Raw genomic sequence first — 17,277 nt, forward strand, 5'->3', positions numbered from 1 at the left:
GTGCCGTGCCAGTGCCCGCCCGCCAGATCCGCGCCGCCTACACGGACCGGACCATCACGGTGTACCAGGCCTACTCGCCGGAGATCGCCGAGCCCGCGGTCGCGGCCGGGCGGTTCGTGGCCCCGTTCCGGCGGGAGCGGATGACCTGGATCAAACCGTCGTTCCTGTGGATGATGTACCGCTGCGGCTGGGCCGCCAAGCCCGGGCAGGAGCGGGTGCTGGCGATCGAGCTCACCCGGGAGGGCTTCGAGTGGGCCCTCGCCAACGCCGCGCTCAGCCACTACGACCGCGACCTGCACCCGGACCGCGCGGCGTGGTCCCGCCAGCTCAAGACCAGCCCCGTGCGGGTGCAGTGGGACCCGGAGCGCTCGCTGCGGTTGCAGCCGCTGCCGTACCGCTCGCTGCAGGTCGGCCTGTCCGGCGCGGCGGTCCACCGGTACGTGGACGAGTGGACCGCCGCCATCACGGACGTCACGGGAACCGTCCGAGAGATCCGGGCGCTGCTCGACGCCGGGCACGACGACGAGGCGGCGGCCCGGCTGCCGGTCGAGCGCCCCTACGAGCTGCCGCCGGGGGTCGGGGCGCGGATCAGTACCGGCGAGGCCTGAGGGTCTGGTCCATCTTCCGGCGGCGCGCGGCGGCGCTGACGTGGAAAATGATCCCGACGATGAGCAGGAACCCGCCGACCCCGGCGATCGCGAACCCGATGATGCCGAGCGGCACCCCGCCCGCATCCGGCCCGAACGGCGAGGGCACCTCCGACTGCGGCGTGTCGATGGTGACGTCGGGGATGGCCTGGATGAAGCCGATCACCCCGTACGCGAACATCCCGAAGCCGACCACGTTGGCCAGGATGCCGAGCCAGACCAGCGCCCGCCCCCAGCTCTTGCGGGCCGCGATCTCGGCCAGGAAGCTCTCCCGCTGCACCTCGTAGTTGTTGTACTGGTTGCCGGCGACGTTGTGGATGCTCCCGCCGGCGTGCTGGTCCCGCACGTTGTACACGGGCGCCGCCGTCGTCACCAGCTGCGTCTCGACCTGCCCGAAGGCCACGATGTCGCCCTCGCCGACCGGCACCGGCCCGGTGATCCGCCGCCCGTTGACGTACGTGCCGTTGCTGGAGTTCAGGTCCCGCACGACGAGCCGCCCGCCGTGCACCTCGATCGCCGCGTGCACCCGGCTCACCGACGGGTCGTTGAGCACGCTCGCCCGCCCGATCGTCGTGGGCCCGCCCCCGACCGGAATCCGCAGCCCGTTCCCGCCGTGCCCCATCACCTCGAGAAACACGGCACTCACCGCAACAACGCCAGCAGCGCGGACCCGGCCGGCCCGAGCCACTGTCCCAGCGTCGTGAGCGGCCCGACCAGCCCGGCCCCGGCCGCGGCGAACGCCCCGGCGTGCGCCAACGCCCGCGTGACCCGCTCGAGCCGGCCGGCCACTTCGGGCTTGTCCGCGGTACCGGCGACAACCGCCCGCTCCACGGCCGCCGCGTCCCGCAACAGGTGCCCGCGCAGGTCCTCCGGCACCGCGAGCCGCTGCACGGCCGCCTGCAACGCCCGCACCGCGGCATGCGCCTCGCCGATCGTCACGGTGGCGTACTGACCCCCGGCGTTGTACTGGTTGCCGGCAACGTTGTTGATATTGGCCGCTTGCTGATTCCCGATGTTGAACGTCATCGCTGCCCCCCAGCAGATGGTCCGGACACAGGGAAGATGTCCGAGGCGGCGATCTGATACATCGCCCGTCAGTGCAGCAGCCGCTCCGCCCGGTCGAGCGCCCCGTCCGTCCCGGCGACGACCCGATCGGGCCGCGCGGAGTTCACGGCGAGGAACGCGGGCATGCGATGACGCCGCCGGGGCGGCACCACGATGCGCAGCGAGTCCCCGTCCCGCGGTGCCGGCGCAGTAGGCTGGGGGATTCCAGGCCTGTGGAGATTTCGCAGTACAGCAGCGCAAGTATCCGCGAACTGGAAGGACAGTCCAGTGATGCGCCATGGAGATGCTGGGGATGATCTGATTCTGGTCACCGGGGCGGCGGGCAAGTCCGGCGCACCCACCGTGACGGCTCTGCTCGAGCGGGGCATGCGGGTCCGCGCCCTCGTCCGCAAGGTGGACGAGCGGTCGGCGAGGCTGGCGGAACAGGGCGCCGAGGTCGTCGAGGGCGATCTTCTCGACCTCACGTCGGTACGGGCCGCGACGCCGGGTGTCACCGCGGCGTACTTCAACTATCCGCCCAGCCGGGGGTACGTCGAGGCGGCGGTGAACTTCGCGCAGGCGGCCACCGACGACGGGGTGGCGGCGGTCGTCGAGCTCTCGCAGATCGGGGTGCGGCCCGACACCACCGCCATCGGGCAGCGGCACTGGATCGTGGAGCGGCTGTTCGACCGGGCGCCGCTGATGACCACGCACCTGCGCCCGACGCTGTTCACCGACTGGCTCAACAAGTTCTGGTTCCGCACCAGCCGCGGCGAGGGCTTCCTGCGCATGCCGCTCGCCGACGTCCGCTGTGCGCCGATCACCACCACCGACATCGCGAACGTCGTCGCCGGGATCCTGCAGGAGCCCAAGCCGCACGACCGCAAGACCTACGACCTGTTCGGCCCCGAGGAGCTCGACTGGGCCACCATCGCCGAGCGGGTGGGGACGGTGCTCGGGGTGCCGGTGCGCTACGAGTCCGTCGACATCGCGACGATGGTCCGGGCGCTGCTCGCCGGCGGCGTCGAACCCGACTGGGCGCACCACCTCGCCAATGTGGCGCAGGACTACCTCGACGGGTACTACTCCGGCTTCAACACCTACGTCGAGTCCATCGGCGGGTCGGCGCCGACGACGGTCGAGCGGTACGTCGCCGACAACCGGGCCGTCTTCGACGCGGACGGGAAGCTGGCCCTGACCGACGAGCGGCTCGCCCTGGCCGGGGTGGGGGGCTAGCGATGGAACTCGGTGCCTTCGGCATGTGGGTCAACCACCGGTCCACGCCCGTCGAGGACCTCGTCGCGTCGGCGCGGCTCGCGGAGGAGCTGGGCTTCGGCACCTTCTGGTGCAGCGGCTCGCCGGAGCCGGAGCAGCTCCGGCCGGTCCTCGACGCGACGACGACGGTCGTCGTGGCGGCCGCGATGGTGAACATGTGGAGCAGCGACCCGGCGGACGTGGCCCGGCAGGCGGCCGCGCTGGAGCGCGAGCATCCCGGGCGGGTGCTGATCGGCGTCGGGGCCGGGCATCCGGAGGGCGACGCCGACTACTCGCGGCCGTTCGAGCACCTGACCGGGTTCCTCGACGGGCTCGACGCCGCCGCGGAGCCGCTGCCGGCCGACCGGCGGGTGCTCGGCGCGCTGCGGCCCCGCACGCTGCGACTGGCCGGAGAGCGCAGCCGCGGTACCGTCCCCTACTTCACGGTCCCCGCCCACACCCGCTTCGCCCGCGAGCGGCTCGGGCAAGGGCCCATCGTGGCGCCCGGCGTGTCGTTCGTGCTCGACGCCGACCCGCAGCGCGCCCGCGAGACGGCGCGCGAGTTCGTCCACTGGTACCTCGGCCTCGCGAACTACACCGGCAACCTGAAGGCGTTCGGGTACACCGACGGGGACTTCGCCGGCCGCGGCTCCGACCGTCTCGTCGACGCGGTCGTCCCGCACGGCTCCGCCGCGCAGGTCGCCGCCGGGGCGCGGGAACACCTCGACGCCGGCGCCACGCACGTCGGGCTGGAGCTGGTCGGCGGGGGCGGCCGCGCCGCGTGGGCGGCCCTCGCCGACGCGCTCGGCCTGCGGGTCCCGGCGCGGGGAGCGTCCCGGTGAGGGCGCTGCAGCTCGCCGCCCGCGGCGACCCGTCCGAGGTGGTCCGGCTCGTCGACGTGCCCGACGTCGGCCCGCCCCGGCCCGGCGAGGTCGTCATCGACGTGGAGGCATCGCCGGTCGAGCCGACCGACCTGGCCATCATCGCCGGCACCTACGGCTACCTGCCGCCGCTGCCGCACCTGCTCGGCGCCCAGGGCGTCGGCCGGGTCGCAGCCGTCGGGCGGGACGTCGACTACGTGCGCGAGGGGGACCGGACCCTGGTGCCGCTGCTGAGCAACGCGTGGGCCGAGCGGGTCAGGACGGACGTGCCCTGGCTGCGGCCGCTGCCGAAGGGCGACGTCGGCCAGCTGTCGATGCTCGGGATCGACCCGCCGACCGCGTGCCTGCTGCTGACGGAGTTCGTCCGGCCGCGGGCGGGGGAGTGGGTGATCCAGAACGCGGCGAACTCGGGCGTCGGCCGGTCCGTGATCGCCCTCGCCCGCTCGCGCGGCCTGCGGACGGTCAACGTGGTCCGCCGCCCCGAACTGCTCGGCGAGCTCACCGCGCTCGGCGGCGACGTGGTGCTGGTCGACGGCCCGGAGCTGGCGGCCGACATCGCCGCGGCGACGGACGGGGCGCCGATCGCGCTCGCCCTGGACGGCGTCGGCGGCGCGTCGACCCAGCGGCTGCTCGACGCGATCGCACCCTGCGGCACGGTCGTCGTCTACGCCGGCATGAGCGGCGAGCCGGCCCGGGTGTCCAACCCGAGCCTGGTCTACGCCGGCCAGACCCTGCGCGGGTTCTGGGTGGTGAACTGGCTGCGGGAGCAGACCAGCGTCGAGAAGGTGGCCTCGTTGTACCGCGAGTGCGCCGCCGCCACCACCCCGTACCCGATCGCCGGGGAGTTCGGGCTGGGCGAGCACGCCGAGGCGCTCACGGTCGCGGCGAAGTTCCGCGGCAAGGCCATCTTCCGGCCCAACGGTTAGGCGATCGCCTGGTACACCGCGGTCCAGAAGTCGCGCGCGTGCGGCAGCTGCTGGTCGCCCGCGTGCGCGCGCTGGATCATGAGGATGGTCGTGAGGTCCTCGGCCGGATCGGTGTACCAGGCGGTGCCGTAGAACCCGTGCCACCCGTAGCTGCCCACGGACGGGCCGAGGTCGGTGCGGCGGGTGCGGACCGCCAGGCCGAAGCCCCAGCCGATCGCCGCCAGGTACCCGGGCCCGAACCCGCCGTTCGCCTTCTGCAGCGGCGTCAGCTGGTCGCTGGTCATCAGCGTCACCGAGGCGCGGGACAGCACGCTGTACGACCGCAGCGAGGACGCGAAGGTGAGCCAGTCCGCGGCCGTCGACACGACCCCGCCGCCGCCGGACTCGAACGCGGGCGGGCGGCTGAACCGGCCGTCGGGGCCGTCCTCGACGCCGGGCCCGCTGACCGGGACGTACGCCGTGGCCAGCCGGTCCAGGTCCGCCCCGGCGACGCTGAACCCGGTGTCGGACATCCCCAGCGGCTCGCAGATCCGCGCCCGCAGCGCGTCGCCGAACGACATGCCGGTCGCGCGGGCGACGAGCACCCCGGTCACGTCGGCGGCCGTGTCGTACAGCCACGCCTCACCCGGCTGCCGCATGAGCGGAAGGGCCCCGAGGCGCCGCAGGTACTCGTCCGGCTCCGGCTGACCGACCGCGTAGAGGGCGTCGGCGATCGGCACCGTCCCCGGTTCGGCGGGCACCATGCCGATGCCGAGGGTGTACGTCAGCAGGTCCCGGATCAGGATCGGCCGGTGCGCGGGCACCGTGTCGTCCAGCGGCCCGCCCGGATCGGCGAGGACCCGCCGGTCCGCCAGCTCCGGCAGCAGGTCGTCGACCGGGTCGTCGAGGCGCAGGGTGCCGTCCTCGACGAGGGTCATCACGCAGGCGGCGGCGATCGGCTTTCCCATCGAGCCCAGCCGGACGATCGTGCCGGTCCCCATCGCGGTCGACGATCCGGGCCCGGCGAAGGCGAGGGTGCCTGACGCCTCCACGTGTACCGTGCCGTGCCTGGCCAGCACCGCCACCGCCCCGGGCACGAAGCCGGCCTCCACCCAGCGCTCGAGCAGGTTCCGCAGTCTGGTCAGCCGGCGCGCCGAGAAGCCACCCGAGGTCATCCGTCGCACCCTACATGCTGCATCATCGGCTCGTGGAGGAGCGGATTCTGGAGAGCTTCGGCCGGCAGGGCCTGATGCGCCACCTCGGCGCCCGGATCACCCACGTCGGGGCGGGCACGGTGCACATCCGCCTCGACGCGCGCGAGGAGCTGACCCAGCAGCACGGGTACTTCCACGCCGGCGCGACGAGCGCGATCGCCGACAGCGCCGGAGGGTACGCGGCGCTGACGGTCTTTCCGGCGGGGACCGATGTGCTGACGGTGGAGTACAAGATGAATCTGCTGGCGCCCGCGGACGGGGAGTTCCTGGAGGCGGTCGGCACGGTCCTGCGCTCCGGGCGGACGCTCACGGTGTGCCGGCTGGACGTCTTCGCCGGGCGGGGCGAACGGCGGACCCTCGTCGCGGCCGGCCAGCAGACGCTCATCCGGATCGACGCCCGGTAGCGGTCGCACGGACGATCCCGTCCGGTTGGGCGCGCCGCTAGCGTGCCTGCATGTCCAATCTGCACCTGCACGTGAGCCGCGTGGGGGACGCCGACGTGCTCACCGTGCGGGGGCCGATGGTCGCCGCGCAGGCGATGACGTTGCACGCGGCCCTGGAGGGGCTGCTGCAGAACCGGGGCGCGGTGATCGTGGTCGACCTGGGCGAGGCGCGCCCGTGCGACCTGACCGCGCTGACCGTCCTGCGCGCGGCGGCGGCCGTGGCGGTCACCGGCGGCGGCGCGGTACGGCTGGCGGCGCCGTCCGCGGAGGCCCGGGCGGTGCTGGAGGCGGCTCGGGCGGCCAAGTATCTGCCGACCTTCCCGAGCGTGGCGGACGCGGTCTCAGCGTAGGCCGCGCCGGGCTCGCATCCGAGCGTCTAGGACGCGGCCTCAGCCTGGGCCGCGCCGGGCTCGCATCCGAGCGTCGAGGGCGCGGTCTCAGCCTGGGCCGCGCCGGGCTCGCATCCGAGCGTCGGGGACGCGGTCTCAGCCTGGGCCGCGCCGGAACCGCATCAGCAGCGTCGCGGCGACCGCGGAGACGCACGACGCGAGGAGGATGGCCAGCCGGGCGTGGTCGTTGGCGGCGGACACGCCGAACGCGAGCTCGGCGATGAGCAGCGACACGGTGAACCCGATCCCGGCCAGCAGCCCGCCGGCGGTCAGGTCGCGCCAGGTGAGGCCCTCCGGCAGGCCGGTGCGGGCGGCGCGGGCGGTGATCCAGGACGTGGCCAGGACCCCGATCGGCTTGCCCAGGACGAGCCCGGCGAGCACCCCGACGGTGACCGGGTCGCGCAGGGCGGGTGCGAGGGCGGCGCCTGCCAGCGGTACACCGGCGGCGAAGAACGCGAAGACGGGCACGGCGAACCCGGCGGACACCGGCCGCCACCAGTGTTCCAGGCGCCCGGCGGCGTCGTCCCCGCCGGACGGGTCGACGGGCACGGTGAAGGCGAGCGCGACGCCGGCGACGGTCGCGTGTACCCCCGAGGCGTGCACCAGCACCCACACCGCCAGGGCGAGGGGGGCGAGCAGCCAGCGGGTGCCCCGGCCGCCGCGGCGCACCACCCACGCGAACGCGGCGAGCGGGACGGCCGCGCCGAGCAGGGGCAGCACGGCCAGGCCGGCGGTGTAGGCGACGGCGATGACGAGGATGGCCAGCAGGTCGTCGACGACGGCGAGGGTGAGCAGGAACGTGCGCAGCGCGGGCGGGGTCCGCGAGCCGGCGACGGCCAGCACGGCCAGCGCGAACGCGATGTCGGTGGCGCTCGGCACCGCCCACCCGCGCAGCCGCCCGTCCGGCATGATCACGTTGACCAGGGTGTACAGCAACGCCGGCACGACCATCCCGCCGACCGCCGCGGCCACGGGCAGCGCGGCCCGCCGCGGTTCGCGCAGGTCCCCGGCGACGAACTCGCGCTTGAGCTCGAGCCCGGCCACGAAGAAGAAGATCGCGAGCAGCCCGTCGGCCGCCCACTCGGCGAGCGTCAGGCCGCCGAGGTGCAGCCCGCCGAGCGTCTTGTAGGCGGCCGCCCAGGGTGAGTTCGCCCAGGCGAAGGCGGCCAGGGCGGCGATGAGCAGCAGGACCCCGCCGGCGGTCTCAGTGCGCAGGATCTCGGCGATGCGGCGGGTCATGCCTCTATTGGACGAGCTCCGTGCGCAGCTCGTGGGCGCCGTCCGCGCGGGTCATCTCGTAGTAGACCCGGTGCCGGCCGTCCGGCAGGGCGACGACGCTGAGGTAGCGCAGGCCGCCGGGGGCGTGCGGGGAGGTGAGCGGCGCGCCGCCGGTGGCGGTGAGGGCGGCGAAGGTGCCGGTGGCCACCCCGGTGCGCTCCTCCCAGTTCTCCTCCGCCGTGGCCCGCCCGTCGTAGGTGGCCACGATCCCGTCCGCGGTCGGCAGGATCGCCGAGACCCGCACGCCGCGGGCGTCCCAGGCACCCGGACGCCCGGCCAGCGCCACCCCCTGCCATTGCCAGGCGAGGCCGTCGGGGCTGGTGGCGTACCAGGTGGACATGCGGTCGGCGTGCTCGTCGGTCTCCAGCGGGTGGCAGGAGGCCCACAGGTGCCATCGGGCGCCGTCGCAGTACACGACCGGGTCCTTGACGCCGACCGTGTGATCGCCGGGCAGGACCGTCTTGGCCGGCGCGTCGGTGAGCTCGTCCGGCGAACCGGCCTCGAGGACGTCGACCCGCCAGTGCTTGGTGCCGGGGGTGGCGACGCTGACGTAGAGCCGCCAGCGGCCCTCCGGGGTGCGCACGAGGGCGGGCCGCTCCAGGGAGGCGCCGCCGAAGCGGTCCTTGTGCACCTCGGCGACCGGGGTGAACCGCACGCCGTCGGCGGAGCGGGCGACCACGTTGGCGTAGCCGCGGCCCTCGCCGATGGGACGGCGCAGCCGGTACGCGAGGTAGATGTCCTCGCCGTGCCGCCACGCGCTCGGGGCGCCCGCCCAGGTGCCGGTGCCGCCGTCGGGCGGGGCGACCGCCACGGCGGAGTCGTGCAGGCGGGGCAGCGGCGGCACGTTCACGAGGTGGCTCCCTTCGGCGTGTACCGGCTGGCGTGCTCCAGGCTGAGCCAGTCGGCGTACGACTCTCCGCTGACATCCTCCAGCCTGCGGATCTCGTCGGTGAAACGGGGGAGGAGCGCCGCGCGTTGCGCCGGGGGCACCCGCGGGCGGCTGCCGTGCCGGCGGTGCAGCAGGTTCAGCAGCGGCGTGCGGGCCGCGACCCGCACCGGCACCGGGAAGTGGTGCCCGATCCGCCCGCCGGTGCGCAGCGCGAGCCGGATGACGGCGTTCGCGGGCGTGTCGGCGACGAACCGCCGCACGTTCTCCGGCGGCGCCTCGGCCAGCAGCCCGGTTGCCACCCCCAGGAACGCGCACACCCGGTCGAGCGTGGCCGCCGGGGCGTCGCGCAGATCGCGATAGCGCAGCAGCAGGACCCGCTCCCGCTCGACGTGCTCCAACAAGCTTTTTACCTGCGTTCCGTACTGGCCGAGGCCGGTGTACTGCCAGAACGCGGCCCACCCGGCGGCCGTCCGCCGCGGCTCCAGCTCCACCGCGCGCAGGAAGTCGGACTCCGACTCCAGTCCCGCCCCGTACAGGTGCGCCCAGTTCGAGTGCGCCCGGTCGACCGGGTCCCGCAGTACCAGGATGATCTTCACCTCGGGCAGCAGCTTGGCGATCCGGGCGTGCGCGTCCAGGTCGTGCAGGTAGAACGGGGTCGCCTCGCCGCGCAGGGCCCCGGGCGGCGCGGGGTCGAACAGCGCCTCGTAGTCGGCCCGCCGCCACACGTGCTCCTGGTAGGTCTGCACGTCGCCGGGCCCGCCGCGGCGGGGCGGCGGCCCGTCGGTGAGGAAGAACTTGGGCTCCTTGACGGCGGAGAGGTACAGGCCGGGGTGCGGCGCCAGCGCGGCGTGCAGCGCGGAGGTGCCGGCCTTCGGTACCCCGGCGATCAGGAAGTCGGGGAGGGCCATGCGGCCACGGTAGGCAGTCCCCGGCTTAGTCGTCAATACCGATCGACTGAATGGGTTATTGCCGTCCTCAGTGGACGGAGGCGCGGCGGGTGAACAGCGCCACCCGGCTGCGGGCCGTCTCCGCGCGGGCGATCGCGCCGGCGTGCTGGCGGTGCCGGTCGGTGGCGGTCGCGGCGCGCACGGTCAGCCCGTCCGCGGTGCGCCAGATGTCGAGGTCGTCGCAGGCCTGCCGGGCCAGCCACAGCCCGGCGCCGGCGCGGGTGGGGCTCGGCCGCGGGCGGTACCCGGCGGTCGGGTCCGGCTGGCCGTCGCCGCGGTCGCTGACGCGGCACTCGACCACGCCGTCGCCGGCCCACAGCGTCAGGTCGACCGGCGGCCGCCCGTGCAGGTACGCGTTGGTGAGGATCTCGTTGACGGCGGCCGCGAAGTCGGTGCGCACCAGCGTGGCCACGTCGTCGAGGGCGGCGACGACCCGGCGGCGGATCGGGTCGAGGTCGCGGATCGTGGCCGAGCCGCGCAGGTGCAGCCGCGGCTCGCCGGGCGGGGCCGCGGTCGGGCGGTGCGGGCCCAGCTCGCCCAGCACGCCGGCCGGGTCGGTGTGGCCGGGGTTGAGCGCCCGCCCGGAGCGGGTGAGCAGGAACGGGTGGGTGGCCAGCAGGAAGCCGAGCAGCGGCTCCGGCGTCGCGGCCGGATAGGCGCACACGGCGGTCAGGTCGCTGCCGGGCACGGTCAGGTCGAGCGCGGCCTCGAACCGCGCGGCCCGCGCCCAGTCCTCCTCCTCGGCGCCCGCGTCGGGCTCCAGGACGGCGACGACGGGGCCGCCCGTCTCGGCGTCCGGCCGGTCCGCCCGGGCCTCGGGGCGGGTCAGCCGGTGGCAGGCGGCCAGCGCCGCGGCGGGGCGGGTGTGGACGTCGGGGCGGGCGAGGCGGCGCAGCGGGGGATCGCCGAGCCGGGCGCCGACGACCGCCGCGTGCGCGGGGTCGCAGGCGAGCACGAGCCGCCCGCCGCTCGCGCCGGCCGCCGCGAGGCGATCGGCCAGGTCGAGCGGATCGTCGTACAGCAGCGCGGCGTGCCCGATCACGGCGACCGGCCGATGTCCGGGCAGCGGCCCGCAGCCCGGGCTCGCCGTGCGCTCGCCCAGGCCGGTGGCCGCGCGTCTCGTCGATCGATGGTGACCCGTCTGCCCCGGCCCGCGCGCGGCCAAACAATTCCGCGTACCCGCGTCCGGCCGTCCGGACCGGGAGGTGCATGCCGTGGACGATGCCGGCGAGGCCGAGGCGGAGCGGCGCTGCCCGGGGTCCACATCGCCGCCCGCCACCCGCCCGCCTGCCGGCCACCTGCCCGCCGGCCATCCGCCCGCCGGCTCCGACGGGCGGCTGAGCCGCGGCGGGGGTGGCGCGCCGTGCCTGTTCGCGCCGCGCGGCACCCCCGCCCCGACGGTCAGGACGCCGGTGCGGGCTCGCGTTGCGTGGGCGGCGCCGCCGGCGGGGCGGTGTCGTCGTCGCCCGGGTCGCGCGGGGCGTGGTCGTCGACCATGGTGCGCTCGTCGAACGGCAGGCGCCCCGCGAGGACCTCGTCGCAGCGCTCGCGGTCGAAGTCGTTGGTCCACTTGCCGACCAGGATCGTGGCGACCGCGTTGCCGGCGAAGTTGGTCAGCGCCCGCGCCTCGGACATGAACCGGTCGATGCCGACGATCAGGCCGACGCCGTCCACCAGCTCCGGCCGGTGCGCCTGCAGCCCGCCCGCGAGGGTCGACAGCCCGGCGCCGGTGACGCCCGCCGCGCCCTTCGAGGCGATGATCATGAACAGCAGCAGGGAGATCTGCTGCCCGATGCTCAGCGGCTGGCCCAGGGCGTCGGCGATGAACAGCGACGCCATCGTCAGGTAGATCGCGGTGCCGTCGAGGTTGAAGGAGTACCCGGTCGGCACGGTCAGCCCGACGACCGTGCGGGAGACGCCGGCGTGCTCCATCTTGGCGATCAGCCGGGGCAGCGCCGACTCCGACGACGAGGTGCCGAGGATCAGCAGGAACTCCCGCGCCAGGTACTTGAGCAGCAGCAGGATGTTCACGCCCGCGACCGTGCGCAGGAGGACGCCCAGCACCAGGAAGACGAAGATCGCGCAGGTCAGGTAGAAGCCGGCCATGATCTGCAGCAGGCTCTCGATCGCGCTCCAGCCGCCCGCGCCGACGACCGCCGCGATCGCGCCGAACGCACCGATCGGGGCCAGCCACATGATCATGGCCAGGACGCGGAAGACGAGCTTCTGGAGGTACGAGATGCCGACCAGGATCTTCTGACCGGCCTCCCCGATGGAGTGCAGCGCGAAGCCGGCCAGCAACGCCACGAGCAGCGCCTGCAGCACCTGCCCCGAGGTCAGCGAGGAGAAGAACGTGGTCGGGATGATCCCCAGCAGGAAGTCGGTCGTGGAGCCGGAGCCGCTGGCCGCCTGCTTCTCCGCCGCCGCCTTGGCCGCGTCGGTCAGGTGCATGTTCGCGCCGGGCTGCAGGATGTTGCCCACGACCAGCCCGATCGCGAGCGCCACGGTCGACATGACCAGGAAGTAGCCCAGCGCCAGGCCGCCGACCTTGCCGACCCGGGCGAGCCTGCGCACCGAGCCGATGCCCAGCACGATCGTGCAGAAGATGATCGGACTGATCATCATCCGGATCAGGTTGACGAAGCCGGTGCCGAGCGGCTTCATCTCCAGCGCCGTCTTGGGGAACAGCAGGCCGAACGCGGCGCCGAGGACCACCGCCACGATCACGGCCAGATACAGCAGATGGGTGCGGTCGCGCCGCGGGGCGGGCGCGGTGTCGGGGGGTGTCATATCCCTGAGCATGGGAGTCACAGTGACCTGGGTCACTGTTCTGTACATTGCGTACATGTCGCCGCGCCGTTGGAGCCTCGCCCGTCAGCTGCTCGGCCTGCAGCTGACGGTCATCACGGTACTGGTGGCCGGGACCCTCGTCGGCGCGTACGTCCAGGCCGACCGGGCCAGCCTCGACGCCGCCCGGCAGAAGGTGCTCGGCATCGCCTGGAGCGTCGCCGACTCCCCAGCGGTGCGCGACGGGCTCGCCGGCCCCGACCCGACGGCCGTCCTGCAGCCGCTCGCCGAGCAGCTCAACCGGGACGCCCAGACCGACTTCGTGGTCATCATGACGCCGGGCGGCATCCGGTACACCCATCCGGACCCCCGCCAGATCGGCGGGCACTTCCTGGGCACGATCGACCCCGCCGTGCAAGGCCGCCCGCTCACCGAGACCTACACCGGCACCCTCGGCCCCTCGATGCGGGCCGTGGTCCCGGTGCGGGCGGGGGAGCGGATCGTCGGCCTGGTCTCGGTCGGCATCCGGCTCACCTCGGTCGCCCGCGAGGTCCGCGCCCGCATCCCGTCGCTGCTGGTGACCGCCGCCCTGGCCATGCTGCTGGCCGGCGTCGGCTCCTGGCTGGTGAGCCGCTGGCTGCGCCGCCGCACCCACGACCTGGGCCCGGAGGAGCTCGCCCGGATGTACGAGTTCTACGACGCCGTCCTGCACGCCGTCCGCGAGGGCCTGCTCCTGCTCGACCGGCACGGCCGCCTGCTGCTCGCCAACGACGAGGCCCGCCGCCTGCTCGCCCTGGACGAGTCGGCGCTGGGCCGCCCGATCGGCGAGGCCGGCCTGCCTGCCGCGCTCGGCGGCGCCCTGGCCGAGGGCCGCTCCCGCACCGACGAGATCCACCTCGCCGGCGACCGCGTCCTCGTCATCAACCAGGCCCCGGCCGCCGCGGGCGGCAACGGCGCCCCGCTCGGCACGGTGGTGACCCTGCGCGACCACACCGACCTGCAGGCCCTCACCGGCGAGCTGGACTCGGTCCGCGGCTTCGCCGAGTCGCTGCGGGCCCAGGCCCACGAGGCCGCCAACCGCCTGCACACGGTCCTGTCGCTGATCGAGCTCGGCCGCTCCGACGACGCGATCGACTTCGCCGGCAAGGAGCTCGCGGTGGCCCAGCGCCTCACCGACCGCGTCGTCGGCGCCGTGCGCGAACCGGTCCTGGCCGCGCTGCTGCTGGCCAAGGCGTCGCAGGCGGCGGAGCGCGGGGTGGAGCTCGAGGTGGCCCCGGACGCGGAGGTCCCGGAGGCCGCCCTGCCGCCCGGCGACCTCGTCACGATCGTGGGCAACCTGCTGGACAACGCCATCGACGCCGCGGTCGCGGCCCCGCCCCCGCGCCGCGTCGAGTTCGCCGCGGTCCGCCGTTCCGGTGAACTGTTGTTGTGCGTAGCCGACAGCGGGCCGGGCCTCGACCCCGCCGACGTGACGCACGCGTTCGAGCGCGGCTGGTCGACGAAGCCGGCCTCGGGGAATCTCGCCGGGCGGGGACTCGGCCTGGCGCTCGTGGGGCAGGCGGTGCACCGGCACGGGGGCGCGATCGACGTCGCCGGCGCGGCGTTCACCGTGCGGCTGCCGCTGGCTTCCCCGTCTCCGGTGGGTGCCTCGTGATCCCCGTTCTGGTCGCTTCCGGGGGTGCCTCGTGATCCGGGTTCTGGTGGCTTCGGGGGGTGCCTCGTGATCCGCGTTCTTGTGGTCGAGGATGAGCCGATCGCCGCGGATGCGCACGTGCTGTACGTCTCGCGGGTGGCCGGCTTCTCGGTCACGGCGCAGGCGACGACCGCCGCGGAGGCGCTGCGCGTGCTCACCAGCCAGCCGGTGGACCTCGTGCTGCTGGACATGAACCTGCCCGACATGCACGGCATGGACCTGGTGCGGGCGATGCGCGCGGCCGGGCACCCCGCGGACGTGATGGCCGTGACGTCGGCCCGGGACCTGGACGTGGTCCGCGCGGCCGTGTCGCAGGGGATCGTGCACTACCTGCTCAAGCCGTTCGCGTTCCCGGCGCTGCGGGACAAGCTGGAGCGGTACCGGCAGTACCGCACCCAACTGGAACGCTCGGCCTCGGTCGCCGACCAGGGCGAGGTCGACGGGCTGCTCGCCACCCTGCGCGGGCAGTCCCCGACCCACCTGCCGAAGGGCATGAGCCCCGAGTCGCTGGCCGCGGTCGCCGACCTGATCCGCTCGGCCACCGGCGGCCTGTCGGCGGCGGAGGTGGCGCAGTCGCTGCAGGCCTCCCGGGTCACCGCGCGCCGCTACCTGGAGTACCTGGCGGAGCGGGGCGCGGCCGGGCGGCACCTGCGCTACGGCAACACCGGGCGCCCGGAGGTCGAGTACCGCTGGATTCCGTGATGCCTACTGTTGACACATGGACTCGCTGCGAGCGGAACTTCGGCGCCTCCGCGCCGAGGCGGCGGCCGAGGTACTGGCCCTCGAATCGGATCTGCGCGCGGTCTTCGAGGCGTCCCGCGAGTCCAACGCCGACGACGAGCACGATCCCGAGGGCAGCACCATCGCGTACGAACGGGCGCAGCTCACCGCGGTGCTGGACGCGACCCGCCGCCGGCTGGCCGACCTGGACGACGCGCTGGCCCGGGTCGACGCCGGGACCTACGGGGTGTGTACGCGCTGCGGGCGCCCGATCCCGGCCGAGCGGCTGCTGGCCCGCCCGTCGGCCCGCACCTGCGTGACATGCGCGTGAACCGGCCGCCGTGCCGCTCGGCGCCGCCCTCGCCGCCCGCTGCTGCGGCGTTCCGCGTGGGGCGATTGCTGGATTATCGAATTACCGGTAATCGTAATTACGGTAATTCGGCGGCGGTCACGGAGCGTGTCCGGACACGCAGCACGGCCGGTCACCCCTCCACAGGAGACCGGCCGTGCTGCTGTCCGTGGGGGCTCAGTTCGCGGCCTCGAGCTGGGCGTCGGAGCCGCTGAACACGGTGCCGCGCTCGAAGGCGGTGGCGAAGCGCTCCTGCAGGGCGTCGAGCTCGGAGAACTCGGCCTGGTGGACGGACTCCGACCCCTGCGCCGCGAAGACGTGGTCGTCCTCGGAGGCGTCGTGGCTGTAGTTGGTGTAGTCGGTGGACTCGTAGTGCACGGCCCCCGGCGCGTCGTACTCGACGTGCTGCCCGGTCGAGAAGTCGGTCGACTCCTGCGCGTGGTGGTCCTGCTCGTACACCCCGAACTGCGACTGGGCGTCGTACTCCGAGCCCTCCGCCTGGTGCAGCTGGTCCAGCTCGCCGCTCTCCTGGCCGGCCTCGTACTGTCCGTAGTCGACGTCGCTCATGGTCTCTATCTCCCTCAAACGTTGTTTGCCTGTTGGCAAGAACGTTAGGGCGACGGCGACCCGCACAAATCCCGGAAACGTGCCACCCGCCTGACCGCCCGCTCTACGAGTCGGTGGGCGACGGTCAGCTCCTGGGTTCACCTTCCGCCGGCGGCAGTGTGAGGCCGACGAGCTTGGCCAGGAATCGGTTGGCCTGCTCCGGGAAGGGCGGCCAGGGCAGCTCGGGCTCATTGATCCGCATCGACAGCATCCCGATGACGGCCGTCCGGAGGTCGAGCGCGACGGTGGCGGCGTCGCCGGGCGCGGCCACCCCGGCGTCCATACAGCGCTGCACCGCCGCCGTGGTGCGCGTGAACATGACCTCCTTGAAGGGCATGCCGACCTTGCTCTCGTGCATCACCTTGTACAGGCCGGGATGCTCCTGCACCCAGCCCGCCTGCGCCAGGATCCGGGCGCGCAGGCCGAGCGCGGGGTCCCGATGGGCGGCCTCGGCACCGTCGGAAGCCTGCAGCATCTCCGCATGGCAGCGCTCCATGGCCGCCGCGACGAGCGCGTCGCGATCCGGGAAGTACAGGTACACCGAGTTGGGGGAGATCGACACCGCCCGGGCGACCGCGCGCAGCGACAACGCCTCGTCGTCGGCCAGCTCGCCGAGCATCCGCACGGCGGCGGCAATAATCTCGTCCCGCAGCCGCTCGCCCTGCCCGCGGGCGTTCGGGCGGCGCGGGCCCGCCGAGCTGGTGTCGTCCATCGCCCGATCATTCTAGGTTCGCGCCCTTGCGCTGCGGTCACCCCTGACAATACGCTCGTCCATGCAAGGACACCTGTCCTCATAACGCGGGGAGATCGCCATGCCGCTCACACTCCAAGAGGCCCAGACCGTCATCGCCGGCGCCCACGAGCGCGCCGGTGCGATCGCCGCACAGGTCACCGTCGCGGTCGTCGACGAGGGCGGCCACCTGCAGGCCCTCGGCCGCATGGACGGCGCACCGCCCCTCTCGGCCCAGATCGCCGAGACCAAGGCGGCCAGCGTCGCCCTCTTCCGCCGCGACGGCGCCGCCCTGCGCCAGATGCAGGAGGCCAACCCCGGCTTCTTCGCCCAGCTGGACCGCATTGCCCCGATGCCGATCCTGGCGGGCGCCGGCGCGGCCCTCATCCGGCGCGGCGACACCGTCGTCGGCGCCCTCGCGGTCAGCGGCGGCACGGCCCCGGGCCAGGACGACGAATGCGCGGAAGCCGCGCTTGCGGTCCTCGCCCCCTAGCCAAGCCC

General features: G+C 74.1%; 20 protein-coding genes. 10 read left to right on the forward strand and 10 right to left on the reverse strand.

All coding sequences use genetic code 11. From position 1 onward, the window contains the following. Positions 1 to 5 precede the first annotated feature (5 nt). Positions 6 to 608 carry a DUF4291 domain-containing protein gene (locus ACQPZ4_RS23890; RefSeq protein ID WP_433065221.1) on the forward strand — a complete coding sequence of 201 codons (603 nt, stop codon included), beginning with the start codon at positions 6 to 8 and terminating at the stop codon, positions 606 to 608. Here ACQPZ4_RS23890 and ACQPZ4_RS23895 read toward each other — a convergent pair. Further along, entirely contained in the window at positions 589 to 1,293 is a 705-nt protein-coding gene (locus tag ACQPZ4_RS23895) for an FHA domain-containing protein (protein WP_433065223.1), read from the reverse strand. The two genes, ACQPZ4_RS23890 and ACQPZ4_RS23895, sit on opposite strands and share 20 nt — an antisense overlap. Further along, positions 1,290 to 1,673 carry a hypothetical protein gene (locus ACQPZ4_RS23900; protein ID WP_433065226.1) on the reverse strand — a complete coding sequence of 128 codons (384 nt, stop codon included), beginning with the start codon at positions 1,671 to 1,673 and terminating at the stop codon, positions 1,290 to 1,292. Before ACQPZ4_RS23900 ends, ACQPZ4_RS23895 begins: the two co-directional genes overlap by 4 nt. Positions 1,674 to 1,982: 309 nt before the next feature. Here ACQPZ4_RS23900 and ACQPZ4_RS23905 point away from each other — a divergent pair, with 309 nt between their 5' ends. Genes ACQPZ4_RS23905 through ACQPZ4_RS23915 form a run of 3 tightly spaced genes read left to right on the forward strand, consistent with a single transcriptional unit; the run spans position 1,983 to position 4,752 of the window. Further along, entirely contained in the window at positions 1,983 to 2,927 is a 945-nt protein-coding gene (locus ACQPZ4_RS23905; RefSeq protein WP_433065229.1) for an NmrA family NAD(P)-binding protein, read from the forward strand. A 2-nt stretch (positions 2,928 to 2,929) separates the two neighbouring features. Next, positions 2,930 to 3,787, forward strand: a complete 858-nt coding sequence (locus tag ACQPZ4_RS23910) for a TIGR03620 family F420-dependent LLM class oxidoreductase (protein ID WP_433065232.1) — start codon at positions 2,930 to 2,932, stop codon at positions 3,785 to 3,787. Further along, positions 3,784 to 4,752, forward strand: a complete 969-nt coding sequence (locus ACQPZ4_RS23915; RefSeq protein ID WP_433065235.1) for a zinc-dependent alcohol dehydrogenase family protein — start codon at positions 3,784 to 3,786, stop codon at positions 4,750 to 4,752. The genes ACQPZ4_RS23910 and ACQPZ4_RS23915 overlap by 4 nt, the downstream gene beginning before the upstream one ends. Here ACQPZ4_RS23915 and ACQPZ4_RS23920 read toward each other — a convergent pair. Then, positions 4,749 to 5,906 (reverse strand): serine hydrolase domain-containing protein, encoded by a 1,158-nt coding sequence (locus ACQPZ4_RS23920; RefSeq protein WP_433065238.1) that lies wholly within the window; start codon positions 5,904 to 5,906, stop codon positions 4,749 to 4,751. The two genes, ACQPZ4_RS23915 and ACQPZ4_RS23920, sit on opposite strands and share 4 nt — an antisense overlap. A gap of 32 nt (positions 5,907 to 5,938) precedes the next feature. Between ACQPZ4_RS23920 and ACQPZ4_RS23925 the strand changes: the two genes are divergently transcribed. Together ACQPZ4_RS23925 and ACQPZ4_RS23930 are read left to right on the forward strand one after the other, a co-directional pair. Then, positions 5,939 to 6,349 carry a PaaI family thioesterase gene (locus ACQPZ4_RS23925; RefSeq protein WP_433065241.1) on the forward strand — a complete coding sequence of 137 codons (411 nt, stop codon included), beginning with the start codon at positions 5,939 to 5,941 and terminating at the stop codon, positions 6,347 to 6,349. A gap of 50 nt (positions 6,350 to 6,399) precedes the next feature. After that, the gene (locus ACQPZ4_RS23930; RefSeq protein WP_433065244.1) at positions 6,400 to 6,738 is read left to right on the forward strand and encodes an STAS domain-containing protein; all 339 of its coding nucleotides are present in this window, start codon (positions 6,400 to 6,402) and stop codon (positions 6,736 to 6,738) included. Positions 6,739 to 6,873: 135 nt separating this feature from the next. On the opposite strand, the gene nhaA is transcribed toward ACQPZ4_RS23930, so the two are convergent. The 5 genes from nhaA to ACQPZ4_RS23955 form a co-directional block, all read right to left on the reverse strand. Next, entirely contained in the window at positions 6,874 to 8,016 is a 1,143-nt protein-coding gene (gene nhaA, locus ACQPZ4_RS23935; protein ID WP_433065246.1) for a Na+/H+ antiporter NhaA, read from the reverse strand. A gap of 4 nt (positions 8,017 to 8,020) precedes the next feature. After that, the gene (locus ACQPZ4_RS23940; RefSeq protein ID WP_433065249.1) at positions 8,021 to 8,905 is read right to left on the reverse strand and encodes a hypothetical protein; all 885 of its coding nucleotides are present in this window, start codon (positions 8,903 to 8,905) and stop codon (positions 8,021 to 8,023) included. Beyond that, on the reverse strand, positions 8,902 to 9,852 hold the full coding sequence (locus ACQPZ4_RS23945) for a sulfotransferase family protein (RefSeq protein ID WP_433065252.1): 951 nt from the start codon (positions 9,850 to 9,852) through the stop codon (positions 8,902 to 8,904). Before ACQPZ4_RS23945 ends, ACQPZ4_RS23940 begins: the two co-directional genes overlap by 4 nt. A 67-nt stretch (positions 9,853 to 9,919) precedes the next feature. Continuing rightward, complete coding sequence (locus tag ACQPZ4_RS23950; RefSeq protein WP_433065254.1) at positions 9,920 to 11,056, reverse strand: ATP-binding protein; 1,137 nt, start codon at positions 11,054 to 11,056, stop codon at positions 9,920 to 9,922. Positions 11,057 to 11,292: 236 nt separating this feature from the next. Beyond that, entirely contained in the window at positions 11,293 to 12,681 is a 1,389-nt protein-coding gene (locus tag ACQPZ4_RS23955) for a cation:dicarboxylate symporter family transporter (protein WP_433065257.1), read from the reverse strand. 55 nt (positions 12,682 to 12,736) lie between these two features. Here ACQPZ4_RS23955 and ACQPZ4_RS23960 point away from each other — a divergent pair, with 55 nt between their 5' ends. The 3 genes from ACQPZ4_RS23960 to ACQPZ4_RS23970 all read left to right on the forward strand — a co-directional run bounded on the left by ACQPZ4_RS23960 (position 12,737) and on the right by ACQPZ4_RS23970 (position 15,422). Next, positions 12,737 to 14,332, forward strand: a complete 1,596-nt coding sequence (locus tag ACQPZ4_RS23960; protein WP_433065260.1) for an ATP-binding protein — start codon at positions 12,737 to 12,739, stop codon at positions 14,330 to 14,332. A gap of 66 nt (positions 14,333 to 14,398) precedes the next feature. Further along, the gene (locus ACQPZ4_RS23965; protein WP_433065263.1) at positions 14,399 to 15,073 is read left to right on the forward strand and encodes a response regulator; all 675 of its coding nucleotides are present in this window, start codon (positions 14,399 to 14,401) and stop codon (positions 15,071 to 15,073) included. Between the two features lie 16 nt (positions 15,074 to 15,089). Then, on the forward strand, positions 15,090 to 15,422 hold the full coding sequence (locus tag ACQPZ4_RS23970) for a TraR/DksA family transcriptional regulator (RefSeq protein WP_433065266.1): 333 nt from the start codon (positions 15,090 to 15,092) through the stop codon (positions 15,420 to 15,422). 195 nt (positions 15,423 to 15,617) lie between these two features. Here ACQPZ4_RS23970 and ACQPZ4_RS23975 read toward each other — a convergent pair whose 3' ends face one another. Both ACQPZ4_RS23975 and ACQPZ4_RS23980 read right to left on the reverse strand, forming a co-directional pair. Beyond that, positions 15,618 to 16,007, reverse strand: coding sequence for a hypothetical protein (locus tag ACQPZ4_RS23975; RefSeq protein WP_433065268.1), 390 nt, complete (start codon positions 16,005 to 16,007; stop codon positions 15,618 to 15,620). 124 nt (positions 16,008 to 16,131) lie between these two features. Then, complete coding sequence (locus ACQPZ4_RS23980) at positions 16,132 to 16,758, reverse strand: TetR/AcrR family transcriptional regulator (protein WP_433065271.1); 627 nt, start codon at positions 16,756 to 16,758, stop codon at positions 16,132 to 16,134. A 100-nt stretch (positions 16,759 to 16,858) separates the two neighbouring features. On the opposite strand from ACQPZ4_RS23980, the gene ACQPZ4_RS23985 reads away from it, so the two are divergent. Continuing rightward, positions 16,859 to 17,269, forward strand: a complete 411-nt coding sequence (locus ACQPZ4_RS23985) for a GlcG/HbpS family heme-binding protein (RefSeq protein ID WP_433065274.1) — start codon at positions 16,859 to 16,861, stop codon at positions 17,267 to 17,269. Positions 17,270 to 17,277: the final 8 nt, after the last annotated feature.

Source organism: Dactylosporangium sp. CS-033363, assembly GCF_050942475.1.
Taxonomy (GTDB): Bacteria; Actinomycetota; Actinomycetes; order Mycobacteriales; family Micromonosporaceae; genus Dactylosporangium.

Coding starts and splice junctions, on each gene's coding strand:
- ACQPZ4_RS23900 (WP_433065226.1), bottom strand. CDS start 1,673: ATGACGTTCAACATCGGGAATCAGCAAGCGGCCAATATCAACAACGTT.
- ACQPZ4_RS23905 (WP_433065229.1), top strand. CDS start 1,983: ATGCGCCATGGAGATGCTGGGGATGATCTGATTCTGGTCACCGGGGCG.
- ACQPZ4_RS23910 (WP_433065232.1), top strand. CDS start 2,930: ATGGAACTCGGTGCCTTCGGCATGTGGGTCAACCACCGGTCCACGCCC.
- ACQPZ4_RS23920 (WP_433065238.1), bottom strand. CDS start 5,906: ATGACCTCGGGTGGCTTCTCGGCGCGCCGGCTGACCAGACTGCGGAAC.
- ACQPZ4_RS23930 (WP_433065244.1), top strand. CDS start 6,400: ATGTCCAATCTGCACCTGCACGTGAGCCGCGTGGGGGACGCCGACGTG.
- nhaA (WP_433065246.1), bottom strand. CDS start 8,016: ATGACCCGCCGCATCGCCGAGATCCTGCGCACTGAGACCGCCGGCGGG.
- ACQPZ4_RS23945 (WP_433065252.1), bottom strand. CDS start 9,852: ATGGCCCTCCCCGACTTCCTGATCGCCGGGGTACCGAAGGCCGGCACC.
- ACQPZ4_RS23955 (WP_433065257.1), bottom strand. CDS start 12,681: ATGACACCCCCCGACACCGCGCCCGCCCCGCGGCGCGACCGCACCCAT.
- ACQPZ4_RS23960 (WP_433065260.1), top strand. CDS start 12,737: ATGTCGCCGCGCCGTTGGAGCCTCGCCCGTCAGCTGCTCGGCCTGCAG.
- ACQPZ4_RS23970 (WP_433065266.1), top strand. CDS start 15,090: ATGGACTCGCTGCGAGCGGAACTTCGGCGCCTCCGCGCCGAGGCGGCG.
- ACQPZ4_RS23975 (WP_433065268.1), bottom strand. CDS start 16,007: ATGAGCGACGTCGACTACGGACAGTACGAGGCCGGCCAGGAGAGCGGC.
- ACQPZ4_RS23980 (WP_433065271.1), bottom strand. CDS start 16,758: ATGGACGACACCAGCTCGGCGGGCCCGCGCCGCCCGAACGCCCGCGGG.
- ACQPZ4_RS23985 (WP_433065274.1), top strand. CDS start 16,859: ATGCCGCTCACACTCCAAGAGGCCCAGACCGTCATCGCCGGCGCCCAC.